Annotated in this window: 23 protein-coding genes and 1 pseudogene; 11 read left to right on the top strand and 13 right to left on the bottom strand. The window is 71.4% G+C overall.

Annotated features, from left to right (window positions below; all coding sequences use genetic code 11):
* The 3 genes from LCE31_RS07540 to LCE31_RS07530 all read left to right on the top strand — a co-directional run.
* On the top strand, positions 1–191 hold a 191-nt coding region (locus tag LCE31_RS07540), incomplete at its 5' end, for a hypothetical protein (RefSeq protein WP_225013219.1).
* A 29-nt stretch (positions 192–220) separates the two neighbouring features.
* A complete protein-coding gene (locus LCE31_RS07535) occupies positions 221–580 on the top strand; it encodes an MmcQ/YjbR family DNA-binding protein (protein ID WP_225013220.1) in 360 nt (119 codons plus the stop codon).
* Between the two features lie 71 nt (positions 581–651).
* Entirely contained in the window at positions 652–1194 is a 543-nt protein-coding gene (locus LCE31_RS07530) for a DUF1707 SHOCT-like domain-containing protein (protein ID WP_225013218.1), read from the top strand.
* Positions 1195–1277: 83 nt separating this feature from the next.
* Here the strand turns inward: LCE31_RS07530 and LCE31_RS07525 are convergent, their stop codons facing one another.
* Positions 1278–2057 (bottom strand): class I SAM-dependent methyltransferase, encoded by a 780-nt coding sequence (locus tag LCE31_RS07525; protein ID WP_225013217.1) that lies wholly within the window; start codon positions 2055–2057, stop codon positions 1278–1280.
* Between the two features lie 79 nt (positions 2058–2136).
* Positions 2137–2850, bottom strand: coding sequence for an SDR family NAD(P)-dependent oxidoreductase (locus LCE31_RS07520; protein ID WP_225013216.1), 714 nt, complete (start codon positions 2848–2850; stop codon positions 2137–2139).
* Between the two features lie 461 nt (positions 2851–3311).
* On the opposite strand from LCE31_RS07520, the gene LCE31_RS07515 reads away from it, so the two are divergent.
* Both LCE31_RS07515 and LCE31_RS07510 read left to right on the top strand, forming a co-directional pair.
* Entirely contained in the window at positions 3312–4091 is a 780-nt protein-coding gene (locus tag LCE31_RS07515; protein WP_374118427.1) for a hypothetical protein, read from the top strand.
* Positions 4092–4214: 123 nt separating this feature from the next.
* The gene (locus LCE31_RS07510; protein ID WP_225013214.1) at positions 4215–4670 is read left to right on the top strand and encodes a DUF3592 domain-containing protein; all 456 of its coding nucleotides are present in this window, start codon (positions 4215–4217) and stop codon (positions 4668–4670) included.
* 45 nt (positions 4671–4715) lie between these two features.
* Here LCE31_RS07510 and LCE31_RS07505 read toward each other — a convergent pair whose 3' ends face one another.
* From LCE31_RS07505 to LCE31_RS07495, 3 genes and pseudogenes are all read right to left on the bottom strand, one after another.
* Positions 4716–5225 (bottom strand): AAA family ATPase, encoded by a 510-nt coding sequence (locus LCE31_RS07505; RefSeq protein WP_225013213.1) that lies wholly within the window; start codon positions 5223–5225, stop codon positions 4716–4718.
* 21 nt (positions 5226–5246) lie between these two features.
* Positions 5247–5372, bottom strand: a pseudogene (locus LCE31_RS41500) (IS701 family transposase); the annotation flags it as partial.
* A 26-nt stretch (positions 5373–5398) separates the two neighbouring features.
* The gene (locus LCE31_RS07495) at positions 5399–6094 is read right to left on the bottom strand and encodes a cupin domain-containing protein (protein ID WP_225013212.1); all 696 of its coding nucleotides are present in this window, start codon (positions 6092–6094) and stop codon (positions 5399–5401) included.
* Between the two features lie 237 nt (positions 6095–6331).
* Between LCE31_RS07495 and LCE31_RS07490 the strand changes: the two genes are divergently transcribed.
* Together LCE31_RS07490 and LCE31_RS07485 are read left to right on the top strand one after the other, a co-directional pair.
* Positions 6332–7897 (top strand): MFS transporter, encoded by a 1566-nt coding sequence (locus tag LCE31_RS07490; RefSeq protein ID WP_225013211.1) that lies wholly within the window; start codon positions 6332–6334, stop codon positions 7895–7897.
* A 5-nt stretch (positions 7898–7902) separates the two neighbouring features.
* Positions 7903–8463 (top strand): TetR/AcrR family transcriptional regulator, encoded by a 561-nt coding sequence (locus LCE31_RS07485; RefSeq protein WP_225013210.1) that lies wholly within the window; start codon positions 7903–7905, stop codon positions 8461–8463.
* Positions 8464–8560: 97 nt separating this feature from the next.
* Here the strand turns inward: LCE31_RS07485 and LCE31_RS07480 are convergent, their stop codons facing one another.
* Both LCE31_RS07480 and LCE31_RS07475 read right to left on the bottom strand, forming a co-directional pair.
* The gene (locus tag LCE31_RS07480; protein WP_225013209.1) at positions 8561–8770 is read right to left on the bottom strand and encodes a DUF397 domain-containing protein; all 210 of its coding nucleotides are present in this window, start codon (positions 8768–8770) and stop codon (positions 8561–8563) included.
* The gene (locus tag LCE31_RS07475) at positions 8767–9594 is read right to left on the bottom strand and encodes a helix-turn-helix domain-containing protein (protein ID WP_225013208.1); all 828 of its coding nucleotides are present in this window, start codon (positions 9592–9594) and stop codon (positions 8767–8769) included. Before LCE31_RS07475 ends, LCE31_RS07480 begins: the two co-directional genes overlap by 4 nt.
* 106 nt (positions 9595–9700) lie before the next feature.
* On the opposite strand from LCE31_RS07475, the gene LCE31_RS07470 reads away from it, so the two are divergent.
* The 3 genes from LCE31_RS07470 to LCE31_RS07460 are packed head-to-tail and all read left to right on the top strand — an operon-like array spanning position 9701 to position 10727.
* Complete coding sequence (locus tag LCE31_RS07470; RefSeq protein WP_225013221.1) at positions 9701–9922, top strand: hypothetical protein; 222 nt, start codon at positions 9701–9703, stop codon at positions 9920–9922.
* Between the two features lie 17 nt (positions 9923–9939).
* Positions 9940–10119, top strand: coding sequence for a hypothetical protein (locus LCE31_RS07465; RefSeq protein ID WP_225013207.1), 180 nt, complete (start codon positions 9940–9942; stop codon positions 10117–10119).
* A gap of 59 nt (positions 10120–10178) precedes the next feature.
* A complete protein-coding gene (locus LCE31_RS07460) occupies positions 10179–10727 on the top strand; it encodes a GNAT family N-acetyltransferase (protein ID WP_225013206.1) in 549 nt (182 codons plus the stop codon).
* Here the strand turns inward: LCE31_RS07460 and LCE31_RS07455 are convergent.
* The 3 genes from LCE31_RS07455 to LCE31_RS07445 form a co-directional block, all read right to left on the bottom strand.
* Positions 10705–11424: an alpha/beta hydrolase-fold protein gene (locus LCE31_RS07455; RefSeq protein WP_225013205.1), complete on the bottom strand. Its 720-nt coding sequence runs from the start codon at positions 11422–11424 to the stop codon at positions 10705–10707. The two genes, LCE31_RS07460 and LCE31_RS07455, sit on opposite strands and share 23 nt — an antisense overlap.
* 135 nt (positions 11425–11559) lie before the next feature.
* Complete coding sequence (locus tag LCE31_RS07450) at positions 11560–12252, bottom strand: maleylpyruvate isomerase family mycothiol-dependent enzyme (protein ID WP_225013204.1); 693 nt, start codon at positions 12250–12252, stop codon at positions 11560–11562.
* A 189-nt stretch (positions 12253–12441) separates the two neighbouring features.
* Positions 12442–13371 carry a LysR family transcriptional regulator gene (locus LCE31_RS07445; protein ID WP_225013203.1) on the bottom strand — a complete coding sequence of 310 codons (930 nt, stop codon included), beginning with the start codon at positions 13369–13371 and terminating at the stop codon, positions 12442–12444.
* A gap of 147 nt (positions 13372–13518) precedes the next feature.
* Between LCE31_RS07445 and LCE31_RS07440 the strand changes: the two genes are divergently transcribed.
* A complete protein-coding gene (locus LCE31_RS07440; RefSeq protein WP_225013202.1) occupies positions 13519–14415 on the top strand; it encodes an alpha/beta fold hydrolase in 897 nt (298 codons plus the stop codon).
* A gap of 84 nt (positions 14416–14499) precedes the next feature.
* On the opposite strand, the gene LCE31_RS07435 is transcribed toward LCE31_RS07440, so the two are convergent.
* From LCE31_RS07435 to LCE31_RS07425, 3 genes are all read right to left on the bottom strand, one after another.
* Complete coding sequence (locus LCE31_RS07435; protein WP_225013201.1) at positions 14500–15390, bottom strand: SDR family oxidoreductase; 891 nt, start codon at positions 15388–15390, stop codon at positions 14500–14502.
* 290 nt (positions 15391–15680) lie between these two features.
* Complete coding sequence (locus LCE31_RS07430) at positions 15681–17051, bottom strand: NAD-dependent succinate-semialdehyde dehydrogenase (protein ID WP_225013200.1); 1371 nt, start codon at positions 17049–17051, stop codon at positions 15681–15683.
* Positions 17052–17153: 102 nt separating this feature from the next.
* The coding region (locus tag LCE31_RS07425) for a GFA family protein (RefSeq protein ID WP_225013199.1) at positions 17154–17701 on the bottom strand (548 nt) is incomplete at its 5' end.

Below are 17701 nucleotides of genomic sequence, written 5' to 3'. Positions count from 1 at the left end.
CGGGGCGGCGGGGGGGCGGGGGGCGGGCGGGGCCCGGGCGGGGGCCGCCGCCCGCCGCCCGCGGGGGGGGGGCGGGGGGGCGGGCCCGGCCCCCGCCCCCCCCCCCCCCGGGCCGCCGCAACAAGATCCTCACCATCCTCGCGGAGCCGCTGCCCGCGGGCGCCGAGCACGGGCAGCAGGTCGCGCCGTGACGCCGCGCGGCGCGGGAGACCAGCGGGAGCTGACGCCGGCGGCGCTGCGGGCGTTCTGCCTGAGCTTCGCCGCCGTGGCCGAGGAGACGCCCTTCCCGCGCAACCCGGAGCTGACGGTCTTCAAGGTGGAGGGCAAGATCTTCGCGCTCTGCGCGCCGGGGGAGGAGCCGCTGAAGGTCTCCCTGAAATGCGATCCGGAGGAGGCGGTCCGGCAGCGGGCCGCCCACCCGGCGATCGTCCCCGGCTGGCACCTCAACAAGCGCCACTGGAACACCGTGACGGTCCCGGGACTGCCCCCGCGCATGGTGCGCGAGCTGATCGAGGACAGCTACGACCTGGTGGTGGCGGGCCTGCCGCGCGCACTGCGGCTCCGGCTCGACCGGGCGTGAGGCGGTGTGCGCGGCCCGGGGCCCCGCTGTCCGCCCTGGAGCGGCGCCGGGCGCGGCAGTAGGCTGAGAAGGTGACCCCCTTGCCGGACAACCCGCCCTCGCTGATCGGCGAAGACGACCGCGATACGGCCGTACGACGCCTCCAGGAGGCGTATGCCGAGGGCCTCATCTCGCACGCGGACCTGGACACCCGCCTGCACCGCGTGCTGACCGCGACGGCGCCGGGCGAGCTGGCGTCCGTCCTGGCCCCGCTCCCCGAGGAGCCGCCCGCCACCACGGCGACGATCGGCGCGGCGGCGGGCCGGATCGAGCGGCGCGGCGTGTGGCGGGTCCCCCGCAACCTCAAGGTCGAGTCCGCGTACGGAAGGGTGCGCCTGGATCTGTCCCGGGCGGTCATCGAGTACCCGGTCATCGACATCGAGCTGCAGCTCGGCACCGGCGGGGCCGAGATCACGGTGCCCCGCGACGCGATCGTCGACCTGGACGGCCTCCACACGGAGTGGAAGGCCTCGCGCTACAAGGCCCGGCTGCCGTCGGGCCCCGGCGGCCCGACCGTCCGCATCACCGGCGCCATGGGCTTCGGCCGCCTGACAGTCCGCCACGCCAGGCATTGAGGCGCCGCCCGGCCTCGCGGGGCCCGGGCGGGCCGCGTCGGCGTCTGTGATCGGTGCCGCCGTCGCGGCCGGCGCTACGGGCGTCATCCCCGTGGGGCGTCCGCGTCGGCGATGAGTATCCGGTAGCCGTAGTCGACGCTCTCGCGTGTGAGGAGGTCCGCGTGGCGGCGGGACCAGGCGCCGGAGTCGAGGTCGGCGCGGAGTCGTTCCATGGCGGGTTCCACCACGGCGGCGGGGAGTTGGGCGAACGTCGAGTTCGCGGCGCGGACCGCCGGGTCGAGGAACCGCTCGGGGCGCCGCCAGTAGGCGGTCTGGAAGCCGTCGGTGAAGTCGTGCGGGATGGGGAACGGCAGTACGGTGTGCGCGCCCATCAGCGCGGCCACCTCCGAGACCGGGGTGAACCGGCTCTCCTCCATCGTCCGGATCTCGGGCAGGTACTCCGGCAGCAGCCACAGCTCGGGGCGGTGGGCCACGTCCCAGGTGAACACCACCTGGCGCCGTGCGACCCGCCGCAGTTCGGCGAGGCCGCGAGCCAGGTCGCTCCAGTGGTGCACGGTCATCACGGCCATGGCCGCGTCGAACGAGCCGTCGGGGAAGGGAAGTTCCTCGGCGCCCGCCCGCACCTTCACCGGTCCCGGGTGCTGGTCGAGCATCACCTGCGACGGTTCGACGGCGGTCACGGCCAGATCCTCCGGCTCGTACGAACCGGCGCCCGCGCCGACGTTGACGACGGTGCGCGCGTCACCGAGCGCCTCGCGCAGCAGCGCCGCGAGCCGGGGATCGGGGCGGCGGACGTCCCGGTAGCCTGCGCCGATCCTGTCGTACACGGGGGCCGGCACGCCGCCGGGGGAAGAGGTCTCCATGAGCAGATCCCACCAAAGAGCGGCCCCGGCCGCCAGACCTCCCGCCCGGAGCGCGTCCGGCGCCGCGTCAGCGCGTGCGTCAGCCGCCTGTGGGGAAGTCCGGCTGCTCGGGGCCCTGCGGGATGTCGATGCGCTCTTCGCCGGTGCGCAGGGCTCGCAGGATCACGCGTCCGACGTAGTGCGCGGAATGCGCCTCGATGCCCGCGGGCAGGTTGCCGTGCGGGTAGAACTCGGTGTCCGTGACCGACGGCAACACCAGGGTGACCTGGATATTGTCGTCTGCGAGTTCGAGCCGCCCGGTCTGGCTCAGCCAGTTCACCGCGCTCTTGGTGGCCGGATAGATGGAGTTGCCCGCCATGGGCTTCCGGGTGGCACCTGAGCTGACGTTCACGATGCGGCCGTGTCCGGCTGCGCGCATGTGGGGCAGCACTGCCTGAATGGCGGTCACCGTGCTCACGACGTTCAGGTTGAGGAGGTCCAGGAACGCGCCGGGCTCGATGCCGTCCAGCCGGTAGAAGGAACCCGCCCCGGCGTTGTTGACCAAGCCGTCCACTCGTCCGAACCGGTCAACCGTCGCCCGCACGAGTGCGTGCACCTGCTCCGGCGCGGTCACGTCGGTCGGTACGGCCAGGGCTCCGTCGAGTTCTTGGCTCAAGGCCGTGAGCCGGTCGGCACGTCGCGCCGCGAGGACCGGATGAGCACCGGTCTCGTGCAGAAGTCTGGCTGTCGCTTCGCCGATTCCCGACGAGGCTCCTGTGACGATGACCACTTGTCCGGTCAGGGGATCACTCACTAGTCGTTCCCAGAGTTGAAGTTGCGAAAGGGACGCGAAAGGTACGCGCTTGGCGGGTCGTACTGACGGGTCGTACTGACGGATCGTACCCAGGAGCGCGCCTCTCTCGTCGGTTGACGACCCCTCGCCGGACCCCGTTCCACCCGTCCGCGGCCGGACCCGCCGGCGGTGCCGCGATCCCGGCGCCCTCCTCGGGAGCCACCTGCCTGAATGCGCCGGAACCGCGGGCGGGCGGAGCGCGTCTTTCTCTCCACACCGGAATCTCTCCACACCGGAAAGGGAGTGGGATGGACTCCGACCCACGCGGTCCGCGTACGCCCCCTCCTCGTCCCCCACGTGGACCGGACAACACACCACAGCCGTACACACCGTTGTGGCAACGGCTGCGTGAGGATGAGTGGCCGGCGTCGCCCGAGCTGGCGAGAGGCCGACGCCCCGGGAGCGTGCGCCCTGTCGTGTGGGTGCTGTTGGTGCCGTGCATGTGGTGGCTGACGATCGTGCTGGTGCTCTCCTACGAGGTTGCCCGGTCGGCGCGCCGGGTCGCCCGCCGCGCTTTTCCCGGGCGGCCCGCAGGACGCGTCGAGGACCACACCGTTCTGACGGTGCAACGGATACGGGCGTGGGTCGCCCTCGCCATGTCAGGGGGGCTGCTGGCTGTCTATGGAGGTGCGTCCGACGCCTGGGACCAGTTCCTGCAACGGCTCTACCTCGCCCCCTGGTTGGCGTTGGCGAGCGCGGTGCTGGCGGCGGCGGTGCTGTATTGGGTGGCCCGACGCCGAAGGCGGCTGCTCATGCGGGCGCACTTCAGGGACGCCGGCCTGCGCATCCTGGGATACATCGGTGCCTGGGTGCTCGTGCCGCTGCTGTGCCTGGCGGCGCTCGGGGCCATGCGGGCCCTGTCGGACACCAACGGCGAAGTGAACATATTCCTCATGTACCTTCCTCTGCTGGCTCTCTGGACGCCGTTCTGGTGGACCGTCTACTTTCTGTGCTTCGCTTCCGGACCGGCAGTCCGCAACGGCTTCACCCTGTCCGCCCTCCATCCGGCGCTCCCCGTACTGGCGACGTGTGCCGCGGTCTGGGTGTTCGCCTTCGTCAGCCGGGCCACAGGCGGTCCCCCGCCGTTTCCGGGGCCGCTGGCGGTCTGCGCGGTCTTCGGCGGGCCGGCGTCGGTGACGGTACTGGCGTGGTGGGAGATCCATCGCCTGCGCCATCGGCACGGCATGTGCTGGCGGGGCTGACCGCCCTATGGAATTCCGTGGCGCCAAAGCCCGTATGGGCCAGGTCTGTTCGGTGTGGTCCGAGCGGCCCGGTGCCGCTCGCCCGGCGCGCCCTCCACGCCTACGGCATGAGTTCTTCAAGGAATGGTCCACCGCGGGTTCAGGGAGGTGGCGGTGATGGGAGTGGTTTTTCTGGTAGCGGGTTCTCTCGGCCTCTATTTCGGTCTCCACGAGGCTTTGACTCAGCGCCGTCTCACGCGTAGGGGGACACGCGTCGGGGGCCTTGTCGTCCGCCATGACAGGGATCATCCCGGTCAAGGCCGCAGCAGCGTGTCCTTCGCGGTGGTCGAATTCGTTGACGCGCAGGGCATCCGGCACACGTTCCAGTCCCGATCATCGGGCGTCAGGAGATTGCCCGTGGGTGGCGAAGTCCCTGTTCGCTATTCCCCCGACGACCCGAACGTCGCGCGAATCGATCTCGCCGGTAGGAAGATCCTCAATGTTGTTTTCCCTCTCCTTGGCGGGGCCGTATTGCTGAGCGTCGGAGTCCTGTTCCTTCTCGGGTTCGGGGAGGGCTCGGGGAAGGCGATCGGCCGTTGACCCTCCTCATGGGGCGGGTGCCGTCCCGTGCGGCGTTCGTCGCCCTCAGCGAAGCCGGAGCACGGCGTCCGCCGTCTCCTCCGGGGTGAGCTCGGTGGAGTCGACAACGTTCCGCTCGTGGCGGCCGAGGTCGGCGAAGCCGTCGTAGATCTGCCCGAGGATCTCCCGGTCGGTGAGCGGGTGTCCGGGGCGTGCGGCCCCGCGGCGCAGCGCGGTTTCCCGGTCGGGGCGGAGCACCGCGTGGACGAGCGGGACGCCCGCGGCCTTCGCCGCTTCCTCGTAGGTCTTAAGGAACCACGGCCCGATCACCCCGTCCACCACCGTGTGATAGCCCCCCGCCGCGTATCCGGCCGCGGCGCGCGCGATCACGCCGGTCACGGTCTCGTTCTGGGCGTGCGCCTCCGGGAGGTATGGCGCCAGCAGGCCCTGCTTGATCGCCGCGTAGAAGTCGTCCGTGTGCAGGTGCACGCCGGGGGAGAGCCTGCTCTGTGCCAGGATGCGCGCGACCGTGGTCTTCCCCGCCCCCGAGGGGCCGCTCACCAGGATGATCCGCATCCCCCGAGCCTAGGCTGGCTCCTCTCGCGCGTCATCATCGACGCCGTCGGCCTCCCGGACGGCCCGGTACGGCAGACGCCGCATGCCGCGCGGACCGGTCTCACCGGCCCGCTCCGCGATCGTCCAGCAGTTCTTACGCGGCAGGTCACGCGGCCGACGGTGACCGCGTCGGGCTACCTGGCGATGGGCTCGTGGAGGAAGAGGATCGTGCAGCCTGTCTTGCTGAAGGACTGGTGCTCGACGGGGTACGGATAGTCGACAAAGTCCCCTCGCACCCGATGGGCGGTCTGCCGCGTTCCGTCTGGGAAAACCAACTCATCGTCGGCCTCTCCGTCGAGAAACAGGAACCGGTGTGCGGTCTGATGCGGGTGCCTGGGCGCGACCGAGCCAGGCTCGAAGTGCGCCAGTCCGACGATTCGTTCGTCGAAATTCTCGTCGAACTCGACCTCAAGGAGCGCCTTGCTCCACTGACCGGGGCTCCATTCGTGCCAGCCGTCGGGGTCGAACACGTCGTCCGCCGGATCGCCCAGCCGCTCGCCATTCAGTATGAGAGCCAGGCACCGGTCTGGGGTCGATACCACAGCGGTTCCGCCGGCGGGCAGTCCACAGTACGCACCGCTGCGGTGCGATGTTCCCTCTTCCCGCTCGTCACCAGCCGAGACGACGAGTTCACCGTCCAACACCAGGATGCGGTCATCCGCGCCGCCGGACAGCTCGAACTTGGCGCCGTGCCCCATCCGAAGCAAGGTGAACGAGTCACCGTCGGGGGACCGGAGCAGTTCTTTCGTCCAGACGCCCCGCACCTGCTCGCCGGCCTGGGCGGCCGACACCCACCTGATCGGACTGAAGGTCGCGTTGTGACTTGTCATTGAATAAGCATCCTCATGTGCTATGTCCGGTGCGCTATCGGTGACGGCTTCCCCGGCGAGTCCCACTGGATCGATCCGTCGATACCGCCCACGGTAGCGATCGCGAACCACCGATCATCGGCGCTACGCCCCACCGGCGCGACTCCAGCGATGCCGACAGGTGAAGCCAATAGAGGCCGACAGGGGAGGCCAACAGGCGTAGACATCGCTCGTAGACATCACCTGTAGTCTTATCGCATGAACGGTGTGAACCCTCGCGATGCCGGCGCCCCGGCCCCTCACAGACTCCTCGTACCCGGGCTGATCTTCGTCGCCATGGTCGTCGCCGTCGTGGGCAGCCTCGGCGCGCCCCTCATCCCGACGATCGCTGAGGCGGACCACATATCCGCCGGGGACGCCCAGTGGGCGCTCACGATCGTCTTCCTGGTGGCCGCGGTCGCCACCCCGCTCGCCGGGCGGCTCGGCGACGGACCGCACCGCCGCCGGGTCATCGTCGGCTCGCTCGCCTGCGTGACGGCGGGAGCCGTGCTCGCCGCGCTCCCGCTCGGCTTCACCTTTCTGCTGGTGGGGCGGGCGCTCCAGGGCATCGGGCTGGTCCTGACCCCGCTCTGCATCGCCGCCGTGCGCGACGCGCTGCCGCCCGAGCGGGCCCGGCCCGCCGCCGCCGTACTGTCGGTCACCACGGTCGTCGGCATCGGCCTCGGCTACCCGATCACCGGGCTGATCGCGAAGTTCGGCGGCCTGCATGTCGCCTTCTGGTTCGGCGCCGTCGTCGGCGCGCTCGGGCTCACCGTCGCCGCGATCGTCGTACCGCCCGCGCGGAACCGGACCCGCCACCCCGTCGACCTGTCCGGCGCGGTGCTGCTGGGCGCCGCGCTCGTCGGCTTCCTCCTCGCGCTCAGCGAGGGCGACGGCTGGGGATGGACCTCCCCGCTGCTGCTCGGCGTCCTCGCCGCCTCGGTCCTCGCGCTCGCCGGCTTCGTCGTACGGGAACTGCGCGCCGCGCACCCGCTGGTCGAGCTGCGGCTGCTGCGCCACAACGCGGTGCTGACCGCCGACGCCGTCGGAATCCTCGCCGGCGTGGGGATGTACCTCCCCATCTCCCTGGTGACCCGCCTCATCCAGACACCGGCGAGCAGCGGCTACGGCCTGGGCGGCTCGGTGTTTCTCGCGGGCCTGGCGCTCACGCCGTTCTCCGCCGCGAGCGCCGTCTCGACCCGCCTCACCCGCGCCGCTGTGACCCGCATATCGTCGGGCGCCGCCCTCGCGCTCGGCTCGGTCGTGGGCCTGCTGGCCCTGGCCATGCTCAGCTTCGCGCACGGTTCGCTGTGGGAGATCTTCGTCGCCATGGCCCTCGCGGGCCTCGGCGTCGGCGCGATCTTCGCCGTCGTGCCCGGCCTCATCGTCGGCTCGGTGCCCCTCCACGAGACGGGCAGCGCCACCAGCTTCAACCAGGTCATCCGCTACGTCGGCTACGCGGCGGGCAGTACGCTCAGCGCCGTGGTACTCGCGGCGCGCACCCCCTCCGGCAGCAGCCTGCCGGTCGACGGCGGCTACACGGAGGCGGGCCTCATCGGCTGCGCCATGTGGATCGCGACCGCCGTCGTCGCCCTGCTGCTCCCGCGCCTGAGGGACCGGATGCGCGACGCCTCCACCACCACCGCGACGGTCGCCCCGGGCGACCGGGTGCTGGCCGACGAGGGCCTCGCCGACGCCGAGGCGGCGGGGCCGGTGCCCCTCGTCCGCACGTCCGAGCGGGCGGGGGCCGGTGAGCGGGTACGAAGCGACACGACGGGAGACTGACGCCCATGCCGCCGACGAACAACGGGCCCGCCCCCCGGCGCCGGGACGCGGCGGCCAGCCGCGAGCGGCTGCTGAAGGCGGCCGGGGAACTCTTCGGGGAACGCGGCTACGACCGCACCACCGCCCGGGACATCGGTGAACGCGCGGGCGTCGACCCGTCGATGATCGCGCGCTACTTCGGCGGGAAGGCGCTGCTCTTCCTCGCCGTCCTGAACGCCGAGAGCGACGCGGACAGCTTCGCCGACCTGTACGACGCCGACCGGCTCGCGGGCCTCTTCGACCGCATCGACCGGCAGGGTCCTGGACCGGTCACGCAGGTGGCGGTACGCCCGTACGACGACCCGGCGGCGCAGGCCGCCGCCGCGACGGAACTGGACCGCCGCATCGTCGCCCCCCTGCGCGACCGCTTCGCCTCCGAGGGCGACGAACGGGCCGCCCTGCGCGCCGAGTTGCTCACGGCGGCCTTCGTGGGCGTGGCACTGGCCCGTCGCACGGGCACGCTGGAGCATCTGGCGGCGGCCGACCCGGACGACCTCCTGCCGCTGGTACGACGACTGCTGGCGTGACGCCCGCGCGGGGCGCGCCCCAGATGACGCGAAGCCCCGCCATGCCGCCCGGATTCGGGGGTGTGGCGGGGCTTTCCGCGCTGTGGCTTGTGAAGGGTCAGGCGGCGCGGAACTCTCCGGCCTTGACGCCGGTCACGAAGGACGTGAAGGCGGTGGCCGGGAGGGTCAGGGCCGGTCCTGTGGGGTTCTTGGTGTCACGGACGGGGACGATGCCGTGCGTGGCGGCGAGGTTGGCGGCGACCTCGACACACTGGCCGCCGTTGTCGCTGTAGGAGGACGTGAACCAACGGGGAGTTTCGGTCGTCACGGGGTGCCCTTTCCTGCCTGCTCGATCATGGCTACGGACGCCGCCTGCGACGGCGCTTCGGCCTGTAGCTGATGGTAGGCCGTCAGGACGGGGAGCACGAACGGGATGTCGCGTTCCAGATGGCCCTGCTGGGCGGACTCGGCGTACGACATGAGTGAGCGATCCGTCTGGGTCAGGATCGTCACCGGCAGATTGAACGGACGACGAACCCCCATGGTGAACGGAGCGACCTGGAGCACCGTGTTCGGCAACTCGGCGAACGCGGCCAGCCGCGCGAACTGCGCCTCCATGACCTCGGGTTCGCCGACGGGCCGCCGGATGCAGCTCTCGTCCAGTACTACGAACACCAGCGGTGGCGGTGTCCTGGCGATGGCGGCCTGCCGCTCCGCGACGAGGGATACCCGTTCCTCCGCCTGCTCGGGCGGGATGGCCCCACGCTTGACGGCGCTCTCCGCGAGGACCGCCGCGTACTCCGGCGTCTGGAGCAGGCCGGGGATGACGCCGACCTCGTAGAGCCGGATCTCCGCCGCGCGGCTCTCGTACTCGATGAATTCGGGGAAGCCCTCCAGCAGCGAGCCGTGCCGCATCTCGCGCCACTCGCGCTCGAAAACGTCGGCCGATCCCAGCGCCTCATCAGCGCGCCGGGCGAGGCGCAAGGTCGGAAACTTCCGACCAGTTTCCACGGACGACAGATGCGTACTGGAGTACCCGATGTGATTCCCCAGCTCCTCCTGCGTCCACCCGCGCTCAACTCGTAACCTGCGCAGACGCGCTCCGAACGCTGCCTGCGGCGAGCTGTCGGGGTCCAACTCCCGGATGTTCATTGGGCTAACACCGGCCTTTCTTCCTTTCCCGAAACGTTGAAGACGCCTCGACTCTAGGCGAATCTGAACGCCCTTGGTAGTGGAATGACTACAGAGAGGTGCGATCGTGTGCACGGAGAGCTGTCCCTCGAACGACCAGAATCCGTACGACGCCCCGGCTCCCGAGGTGCCCGCCGATCAAGCCGCCGCGTGCCGGACGTGCGGTGAACTCCTGCACGCCGAAGCGGTCGCCAACGCGCAGCGCGACCACAGCAGGGCGACGGACTGCCGCGTGCTGCTCCGGCGCCACCGGGCCACGGACGCGTGTGCGGACCGGGGGTCGAAGTGACCCGCCCGGAAGGGGCGTTGCCGGAGTTCAACCCGTTGCGCTTCCCGCCGTGCGCGTGCCCGCGCTGCCGGGGCGGCGAGAGCGTCCCCGACGCCGACGGCGACGCGGGCGAGGACTCCCCGTTGCTGCTGCGGCTCCGCGCGCGGGTCACCGAGGAGAACGGGCTGCGCGGCGCGATCCGGCGGGCGATGGGGTGACCGCGCCCGCAGGCGTTCGCCCGTACCGGCCTCCCTCGGGGCGGGGCAAGATGGTGCGCATGACCTTGCCGACTCCCGTGCTGCACACCGATCGCCTGCGCCTGCGCCCCTTCACCGACGCCGACGCGGCCCCTCTCTTCGCGCTGCACAGCAGTTCCCACGTGCTGCGCTACTGGGACACCCCGCCGTGGCGCGAGCGGGCCCGCGCCGAGCGCTTCATCGCGGCCTGCCGGACGATGGCGGACGAAGGCACCGGGGCGCGGGTGGCCATCGACCGTGTTTCCGACGGCGGCTTCATCGGCTGGTGCGGTCTGAGCCGGTGGAACCCGGAGTACCGCAGCGCGTCGCTGGGCTACTGCTTCGACGACGCGGCGTGGGGCCACGGCTATGCCACGGAGGCGGCGCGCGCCCTGCTGCGGTGGGCGTTCGACACATTGGATTTGAACCGGGTCCAGGCCGAGACCGATACGCGCAACGCGGCGTCCGCCCGGGTGCTGGAGAAGGCCGGATTCGTGCGGGAAGGGACGTTGCGGGAGGACTGCGTCGTGAACGGCGAGGTCTCCGACTCGTGGGTGTTCGGGCTGCTCAGGAGGGACTGGCGGCCGTAGGCGACCCGGCCAGGTCGGTACGGCGATGGGCGAGGAGCCAGTCGTAGAGACCGGGGTTGTCATAGGTCTGGGTCCAGGAGTCGTGCCCGACGCCGGGGTACCGGGTGAAGCGGACGTCCCCGCCGAGGGCCTCAAGGCCCGCCACGATCTTCTCGGTGCTCTCGATCGGGATGGTCTTGTCCTCCTCGCCGTGGAAGGTCCACACCGGCAGGGCGCGGATCGGTTCGACGCCTTGAAGCCACAGGCTTCCGCAGACAGGGGCGATGGCGGCGAAGCGCTCGGGGTAGCGGATGGCGAGGCTCCAGGTGCCGTGTCCGCCCATGCTCAGGCCGGTGGCGTAGACCCGGGACGGGTCGATGCGGTAGTCGGCGGCGACGTCGTCGAGGAGCCCGGCGAGCGTGGTCACCTCGGCGCCCCACTGGCTGGACGCCGGGCACTGCGGGGTGGCGATCACGAAGGGGAACTCGGTGCCGGCCTCCGCCAGTTTCGGGAGGCCGTGCTTCGTCACGGAGTCCAGATCGAAGCCGCGTTCGCCGGCGCCGTGCAGGAACAGCACCAGCGGCCATCTGCGCTCGGGGTCGGAGTCGTAGTCCTCCGGCAGGTGGAGGAGGTAGGGCAGGACGTCAGCCGGCAGGGGGCCGCCCTCGGGCACCTCGTGCCTGCGCGCGGCCGGGGTGACGCTTCGGAGCTTGCGCATCACATGCACCTCCATCGGATATGACTGTGTGTCACGTACGCGGCCGACACCGGCCGGTGAGCCTGTCACGTCACCGTCGCGGTCGGCCCCTCACTTCTGCGTACCTCCCGGTCACCACCGTCAACACGGGCCCGCTCAAGGTGTCGTGATGCCGGAGAGCGCCGCGAGACCTGCCTGCCGGTCACCGCGCCAGACGAACGCCCCGTCGGTGACGGCCGTCCGGCCCCACAGCAGGAGCAGGAGTTGTTCCGCGGGTCCGGCCAGCGTGGCGACAGGCGTACCCGGGCCGTAACTCCAGGACGATCCAAGGTCCGTGGCCTCAAGACGCAGGGCGACGCGAGGCGCTTCGACCCGCCCACGGGACACCTGCATCGGCGCCATCGTGTCGAAGACCTCCGCCACGCCTTCCCCGGCGAGCGCCGGGTCGAGCGGGCGCGCGGTGCCCAGGGCGTGCTCGGCGTCCCACCGGTGTATGAGCGTCTCCAGCGCGCGGCGCCGCCGCCAGAACCCGACCGTGTGCGGGGGATGGAACGTCCAGGCCTCGTCGGACGGGTCCCTGCTCAGGGCCTTGAGCAGGGTCGTTGAGGTGTCCTCGAACCACGGGGCCACCGCCGCCGGATCGCGGGGGGCCGCGTCCGCCTTGTACCTGCCGTGCCCTTCGGTGACGGCGGCGGCCGACCACAGGTTCTGGGTGCCCAGGTGTTCGGCCAGATCGTGCAGCGTCCAGGCGCCGCAGTGCTCGACGGGCACCGCCAGGTCGCCGTCGAGGCAGCCGCGGAACGCGTCGAGTTCTTCGCGCAGATGATGAAGGAGAGAGGCCGAGTCCATGCTTTGGAACCTAGCGCAGGGCACTGACAAAGCGCAGGGACGCTGAGGGGCCACAGGGCACTGGGAGTGCAGGGACGCTGAGGGACCGCAGGTACTGACGGGGGCGTTGCCGCCGGCCGGAGACCACGACCGCTCGCACGCCCCGTCCCCGGGGACGCCCTCTCGGACAGGTCGCTGAGTCGGGTTCGACTACCGTGGCGCGAGCCGCTGGTCGAGCGCGGCGCCGACGGCGGGGCAGTTCTTCCGTACGGTGTCGAGGAAGACGCCCAGCGCGGGGGAGTCGTCTTGGGCCGCGAAGGACAGGACCAGATCGGGCAGGGGCGTGCGCGGGGTCACCTCGCAGAACCACGTGCCGGGGCGCGGGGCCGCCCGCATCCGGGACGGGCCGAGGCCGACGCCCAGGCCGCAGGCCGCGAGGCCGATGATCGTGTGCACGTCCCTCGCGACGGTCGCGTCGCCGAGAGGGGAGAGGTCGGCGCCCAGCAGGGTGCGCAGTCCCGCGGCGACCGCCGGCTCGTCCACGGCGCCCGCCACGATCAGCTGCTGGCGGCGCAGTTGGTCCACGCTCACCGTCCGCCGCCCCGCGTAGGGGTGCGCCGTGCTCACGACGGCGACCATGTGGTCGTGCCCGATCGGGACGGACACCAGGCGCTCCGCCCCGGCGCCGCGTGGCGGTCCGAGGGTGATGGCCACGTCGAGCTCCCCGGCGATGAGCGCGGTGGCGCCGCGGCTGGAAGCCGTCTCGTGCAGTTCCAGCCGTACGCCCGGCTGTTCGCGGCCGAACCGGCCCAGCAGGTCCGGCAGCGGTTCGAGCAGGGCGGAGGCGACGAAGCCCAGGCGCAGCCGGCCCGTCTCGCCGCGTGCCGCACGCCCGGCGTCGACCGTGGCCGCCGTCATCTCCACCAGCGCCCGCCGCGCCCGCGCGAGGAACGCCTCGCCCGCCGCGGTCGCGAACACGCCCCGGCTCGTCCGGTCGAACAACCGCGCCCCGACCTCGCGTTCCAGGTCGCCGATCTGTTTGGACAGCGGAGGCTGCGCGATGCCAAGTGCCTGGGCGGCCCGGCCGAAGTGCCCGTGCTCGGCGAGCGCGAGCGCGTACCGCAGATGCCGCGCCTCCATGGGTCCCCCGTACGGAACGCGGGACACCCGTCCGGTACGGGCGTCCGATACGCGTCCGATATGCGTCCGATACACAGAAGGTATCGCAGATGTGCGTTCCATATCTTTCGCAGGATGACACCGTGCCCGTCGGCTGGAGTGGACGCCATGACGCGCTCTCCGGACACCTCTGCCGACCACACCGACACCGACACCGACAGCCACACCGACACCGACACCGACACGGTCTTTGTGCTGGTGCACGGAGCCTGGCACGGCTCGTGGCAGTGGGCGGCGACACAGCGCGCCCTCGTCGGACTCGGTGCCGCGAGCGTGGCCGTCGACCTGCCCGGGCACGGCTTCGGCGCCGCGCTGCCCAGCGGGTACCTGCTGCCCGGCAGGCCCGGTCTGCTGACCGAGAGGTCACGGCTCGCCGGCGTGACGATGGACGACTGCGCCGACGCCGTCCTGCGCACACTGCGCCGGGTCCGCCGCTACGGCCGTGTCGTGCTCGTCGCGCACAGCGCGGGCGGCGGCCCCGCGTCGCTCGCGGCGGAGCGCGCGCCCGAACTGGTCGACCGCATCGTCTATCTCTCGGCGTTCGTGCCGGCGGGACGCCCCCGGTTCCTCGACTACGTGAACGCCCCCGAGAACGCCACCGCCCGGGGAGCGGGCCTCCACGTCGGTGACCCCGAGGCGCTGGGCGCCATACGGATCGACCCGCTCTCGCCGGACCCCGCCTACGTCGAGGAGCTGCGCGAGACCCACTACCACGACACGCCCGCCGGCCTTTTCGACCGCTGGCGCTCCGCGCTCAGCCCCGACCTCCCGCTCGCGATCCCGTCCACGCCGGTCGCCCTGACCGCGTCGCGGTGGGGCCGTGTCCCGCGCACTTTCCTGCGCTGCGCTCAGGACCGGGCCCTGGCGGCGGCCGTACAGGACCTGATGATCGCAGAAGCGGACCGGGCCATGCCGCACGAACCGTTCACCGTGCACACCCTGCCGGGCAGCCATAGCCCGTTCGCCGCCCGGCCTCGGGAACTCGCCGGGGCTCTCGTCGGGTGAGAGACGGCCGCGCGCGTCCTCCCTTGCCTCCCGTGGGGTACGGCGCGTGGACGTCTTCTGGGTGCCGGAACGGTCCGCCGCTGTTCAGCCCTGTGCGGTGAGGAGGTCAGCGAGGCCGACGCGGGCGAGGAACTCGCGGCGGACCCGGTCGGCGGCCTCGGAGACCGCCTCGGAGCCGTCGTCGGCGGGGTCGACGTGCACCCGGAACGGCCGTTCCCCCGCGGGCAGGGCGACGATGCGGGCGATCTCGTCGGAGACCATCGACGCGTCCGCGCCCTCCGGGGCGAGGGCGGCGAGCTTGCCCGCGACCTGCTCCATCAGCCCCGCGTACTTCGTCTCGTACTCGGCCTCGACGGCGGTGTCCGCGGGGCGGCCGGCGTGGGCGAAGTGGTTCGTACCGCTGGTGAACGATCCGGGGACGACGATGGTGGTCTCCACGCCCCAGCGGGCGAGTTCGGCGGCGTAGGAGACGGCGAGGGAGTCCATGCCGGCCTTGGCGGCGAAGTACGGGCCCAGGTAGGGCGGGGTGCCGCCCTTGACGGAGGTGCTGGACACCCACAGCACGAGGCCCTGCCCGCGGTGGCGCATCCCGGGCAGCACGGCGCGGTTGACCCGCTGGGTGGAGAGCACGTTGACGTCGTAGAGCGCGGCCAGCTGCTCCGGGGTGAAGGCCTCCGTGGGTCCTGTGACCATGTGACCGGCGTTGTGGATGAGGACGTCGACGCGTCCGTGCTCGGTCTCGATCCCCGCGATCGCGGCGTCGACGGAGCCCTGGGAGTTCACGTCCATCTCGATCGCGCGCAGGTCGACCCCGTGCTCGGCCGCGTAGTCCGCGGCGGCCCGCACCTGGGAGGCGTTGCGGCCCGCGGTCTCGCGCATGCCCGCGTACACGGTGTTGCCGCTGTCGGCGAGGGCGCGGGCGGCCAGCGCGCCGAAGCCGCTGGAGGCTCCTGTGATGACGATGACGGTGCTCATGGGTTCTGTCCCTTTCCGTCTAGCCTGTCTCGCCCTCGGCGGCGGGCCGCGCCCCTATGCGATCGGCGGGGGCCGCGCCCTTACGTGATGGCCGGTGGCCGCGTGGCGATCGCCGCTGCCGCGCCCACGAATTCAACGATAGGACCGCTCGATGAATGCGCCAACAGCGTGACGGGCGCGGCGATTAGCGCATTAGCGCTGATTTTGTGCTTGCGCATTCAACGTCCGCATTCCTCGTTGTCGCCGGCACCGGGAAAAGCCGCCGGCCATGACGCCCGGCGCGCCCGTCGTCACCGCGCGACTTTCACCATCTTGCGGTTGACGAACTCCCCGATGCCGGGTTCCGCGAGCTCACGGCCGAACCCGGAGTTCTTGACGCCCCCGAAGGGCAGGCTCGGCGAGTCGGCGAAGCAGGAGTTGATGTACACCATTCCGGCCTCGATGCGGGCCGCCACCTGCCGGGCGTGGTCGACGTCGGCGTCGAAGACGTAGCCGCCCAGCCCGTACCTGGTGGCGTTGGCCAGCCGGATCGCCTCGTCCTCGCTGTCCACGACGTAGAAGGACAGCACGGGCCCGAAGGCCTCCTCCTGGTGGAGCGGGTTGTCCTCGGTGATGTCCGTGATGATTGTCGGTTCGAGGTAGAAGCCGGGGCGGTCGACCCGGTCGCCGCCGTGGACGACGCGGCCGCCCGCGTCCGCGGCTTCCCGGATCTGCCGCAGCAGCCCTCGCAGAGCACGCTCACTGGCCAGAGGGCCGACCTGGGTGGCCACGTCCCTGGGATCACCGACCTTGATCTCGGCGAAGCGGTCCTTGAGCGCCGCCAGCATCCGCTCGCCCCGTTCCCTGCCGACGACGATCACCCGCTTGATGTTGACGCAGCCCTGGCCCGAGTTGTAGGTGCGTCCCATGACGACCTGCTCGACCGCGTGGTCCAGGGGCGCGCCCTCAAGGATCAGGGCCGGGTCACTGCCGCCCAGTTCCAGGACGACCTTCTTGAGGTTGCGGCCGGCCCGTTCGCCGACGGCGGCGCCCGCCCGCTCGCTGCCGGTGAGGGTGACGCCGCGCACCCGGAAGTCGTCGATCAGCGCGGCGATCTGGTCGACGCCGCAGAACAGGTTCGTATAGGCACCTTCCGGCGCGCCCGCCTCCTCGAAGAGCCGGGCGAAGGCCAGGGCGGACTGCGGGACGCTCTCGGCGTGCTTCATCAGGACGACGTTGCCCGCGACCAACTGGGAGGCCGCGACGCGGGCGAGCTGGTAGTACGGGAAATTCCACGGCTCGATCGCCAGGATGACGCCGATGGGTTCGGTGACCAGCTTCGCGTCCGGCTCGCCGGGCAGCGGCCGATCGGCGAGGAACTCCTCTCCGTGCTCCGCGTAGTAATCGAGAATGTCGGCCACGAGATCGACCTCGAATGCGCCGAAGCGGGTCACCTTCCCCATTTCGAGCGTCAGATACTCCACATATTCGTCCCGCTTCTCGCGCAAGATCTCGGCGGCCCGGGCGACGACGCGGGCCCGTTCCGCGACCGGCCTGAACCTCCAGTCCTCGCGATAGAGCCTGTCCGCGGTGTCCAGCGCCGCGAACACCTCGTCGTCCGACTGGAACGGGAACTCCTTCACGAGTTCGCCGGTGGAAGGGTCGATGGTCTGAAAGCTCATGGTGTGCTTCTACTTTCTGGTTGCGGTGGGGGCGCCGGTCCTCTGCGTGGGGCGCCTGGCCTGTGCGTGGAGGGCGCGGCCCCGGGACGGAGCGACGCGCCGCTACTTCGCGTCGCCGTCGAAGAGCGCCCGGTGCCTGGCCGGCTCGATCCAGTCCTGCGCGCGGCGCAGCCACACCTCGGCGGACGGCTCCAGTCCCTTGTGGTCGTCGAGGGTGCCCGCCTTGACGATGACGAGATCGGGCCGCTCGTGCAGGACGGTGAGGATCGGAGTGCCGCACTCGCCGCAGAAGAGCCGGTCGCGCGCGTTGCCGTTCTCCGCGCCGGTGGTCCGGTACGACTTGGGCGCGCCCTGGATGTCCAGGGCATCGCGTGCGACCAGGACGTTCGTGGAGAACGCGGAGCCGGTGTGGCGCTGGCAGTGGCCGCAGTGGCACAGGACGACGGCCTCGGGTTCCGTGTCGAACCGGTAGCTGACCGAGCCGCACAGGCAGTGCCCGGTACGCGTGCGGCGGCCGGGCGTCGGATCGCTGGTACTCAGGCGGTTGGGCGTCCGATCGCTGGTACTCAGGCGGCCGGGCGTCGGATCGCTGGTACTCAGGCGGTTGGGCGTCCGATCGCTGGTACTCAGGCGGCCGGGCGTCGGATCGT

The sequence above is a fragment of the Streptomyces sp. 8L genome (genome assembly GCF_020176795.1).
Classification (GTDB): Bacteria; Actinomycetota; Actinomycetes; order Streptomycetales; family Streptomycetaceae; genus Streptomyces.
Note: the sequence above shows the minus strand (reverse complement) of the source record. Positions and strands in the feature narration are given on the sequence as shown.

What these genes read in the sequence shown, in the direction of transcription:
- LCE31_RS07525 (WP_225013217.1), bottom strand. Translation starts at nt 2,057, where the DNA reads ATGGAGACCTCTTCCCCCGGCGGCGTGCCGGCCCCCGTGTACGACAGG.
- LCE31_RS07510 (WP_225013214.1), top strand. Translation starts at nt 4,215, where the DNA reads ATGGTCCACCGCGGGTTCAGGGAGGTGGCGGTGATGGGAGTGGTTTTT.
- LCE31_RS07505 (WP_225013213.1), bottom strand. Translation starts at nt 5,225, where the DNA reads ATGCGGATCATCCTGGTGAGCGGCCCCTCGGGGGCGGGGAAGACCACG.
- LCE31_RS07495 (WP_225013212.1), bottom strand. Translation starts at nt 6,094, where the DNA reads ATGACAAGTCACAACGCGACCTTCAGTCCGATCAGGTGGGTGTCGGCC.
- LCE31_RS07490 (WP_225013211.1), top strand. Translation starts at nt 6,332, where the DNA reads ATGAACGGTGTGAACCCTCGCGATGCCGGCGCCCCGGCCCCTCACAGA.
- LCE31_RS07485 (WP_225013210.1), top strand. Translation starts at nt 7,903, where the DNA reads ATGCCGCCGACGAACAACGGGCCCGCCCCCCGGCGCCGGGACGCGGCG.
- LCE31_RS07475 (WP_225013208.1), bottom strand. Translation starts at nt 9,594, where the DNA reads ATGAACATCCGGGAGTTGGACCCCGACAGCTCGCCGCAGGCAGCGTTC.
- LCE31_RS07460 (WP_225013206.1), top strand. Translation starts at nt 10,179, where the DNA reads ATGACCTTGCCGACTCCCGTGCTGCACACCGATCGCCTGCGCCTGCGC.
- LCE31_RS07455 (WP_225013205.1), bottom strand. Translation starts at nt 11,424, where the DNA reads ATGCGCAAGCTCCGAAGCGTCACCCCGGCCGCGCGCAGGCACGAGGTG.
- LCE31_RS07450 (WP_225013204.1), bottom strand. Translation starts at nt 12,252, where the DNA reads ATGGACTCGGCCTCTCTCCTTCATCATCTGCGCGAAGAACTCGACGCG.
- LCE31_RS07445 (WP_225013203.1), bottom strand. Translation starts at nt 13,371, where the DNA reads ATGGAGGCGCGGCATCTGCGGTACGCGCTCGCGCTCGCCGAGCACGGG.
- LCE31_RS07440 (WP_225013202.1), top strand. Translation starts at nt 13,519, where the DNA reads ATGACGCGCTCTCCGGACACCTCTGCCGACCACACCGACACCGACACC.
- LCE31_RS07435 (WP_225013201.1), bottom strand. Translation starts at nt 15,390, where the DNA reads ATGAGCACCGTCATCGTCATCACAGGAGCCTCCAGCGGCTTCGGCGCG.
- LCE31_RS07430 (WP_225013200.1), bottom strand. Translation starts at nt 17,051, where the DNA reads ATGAGCTTTCAGACCATCGACCCTTCCACCGGCGAACTCGTGAAGGAG.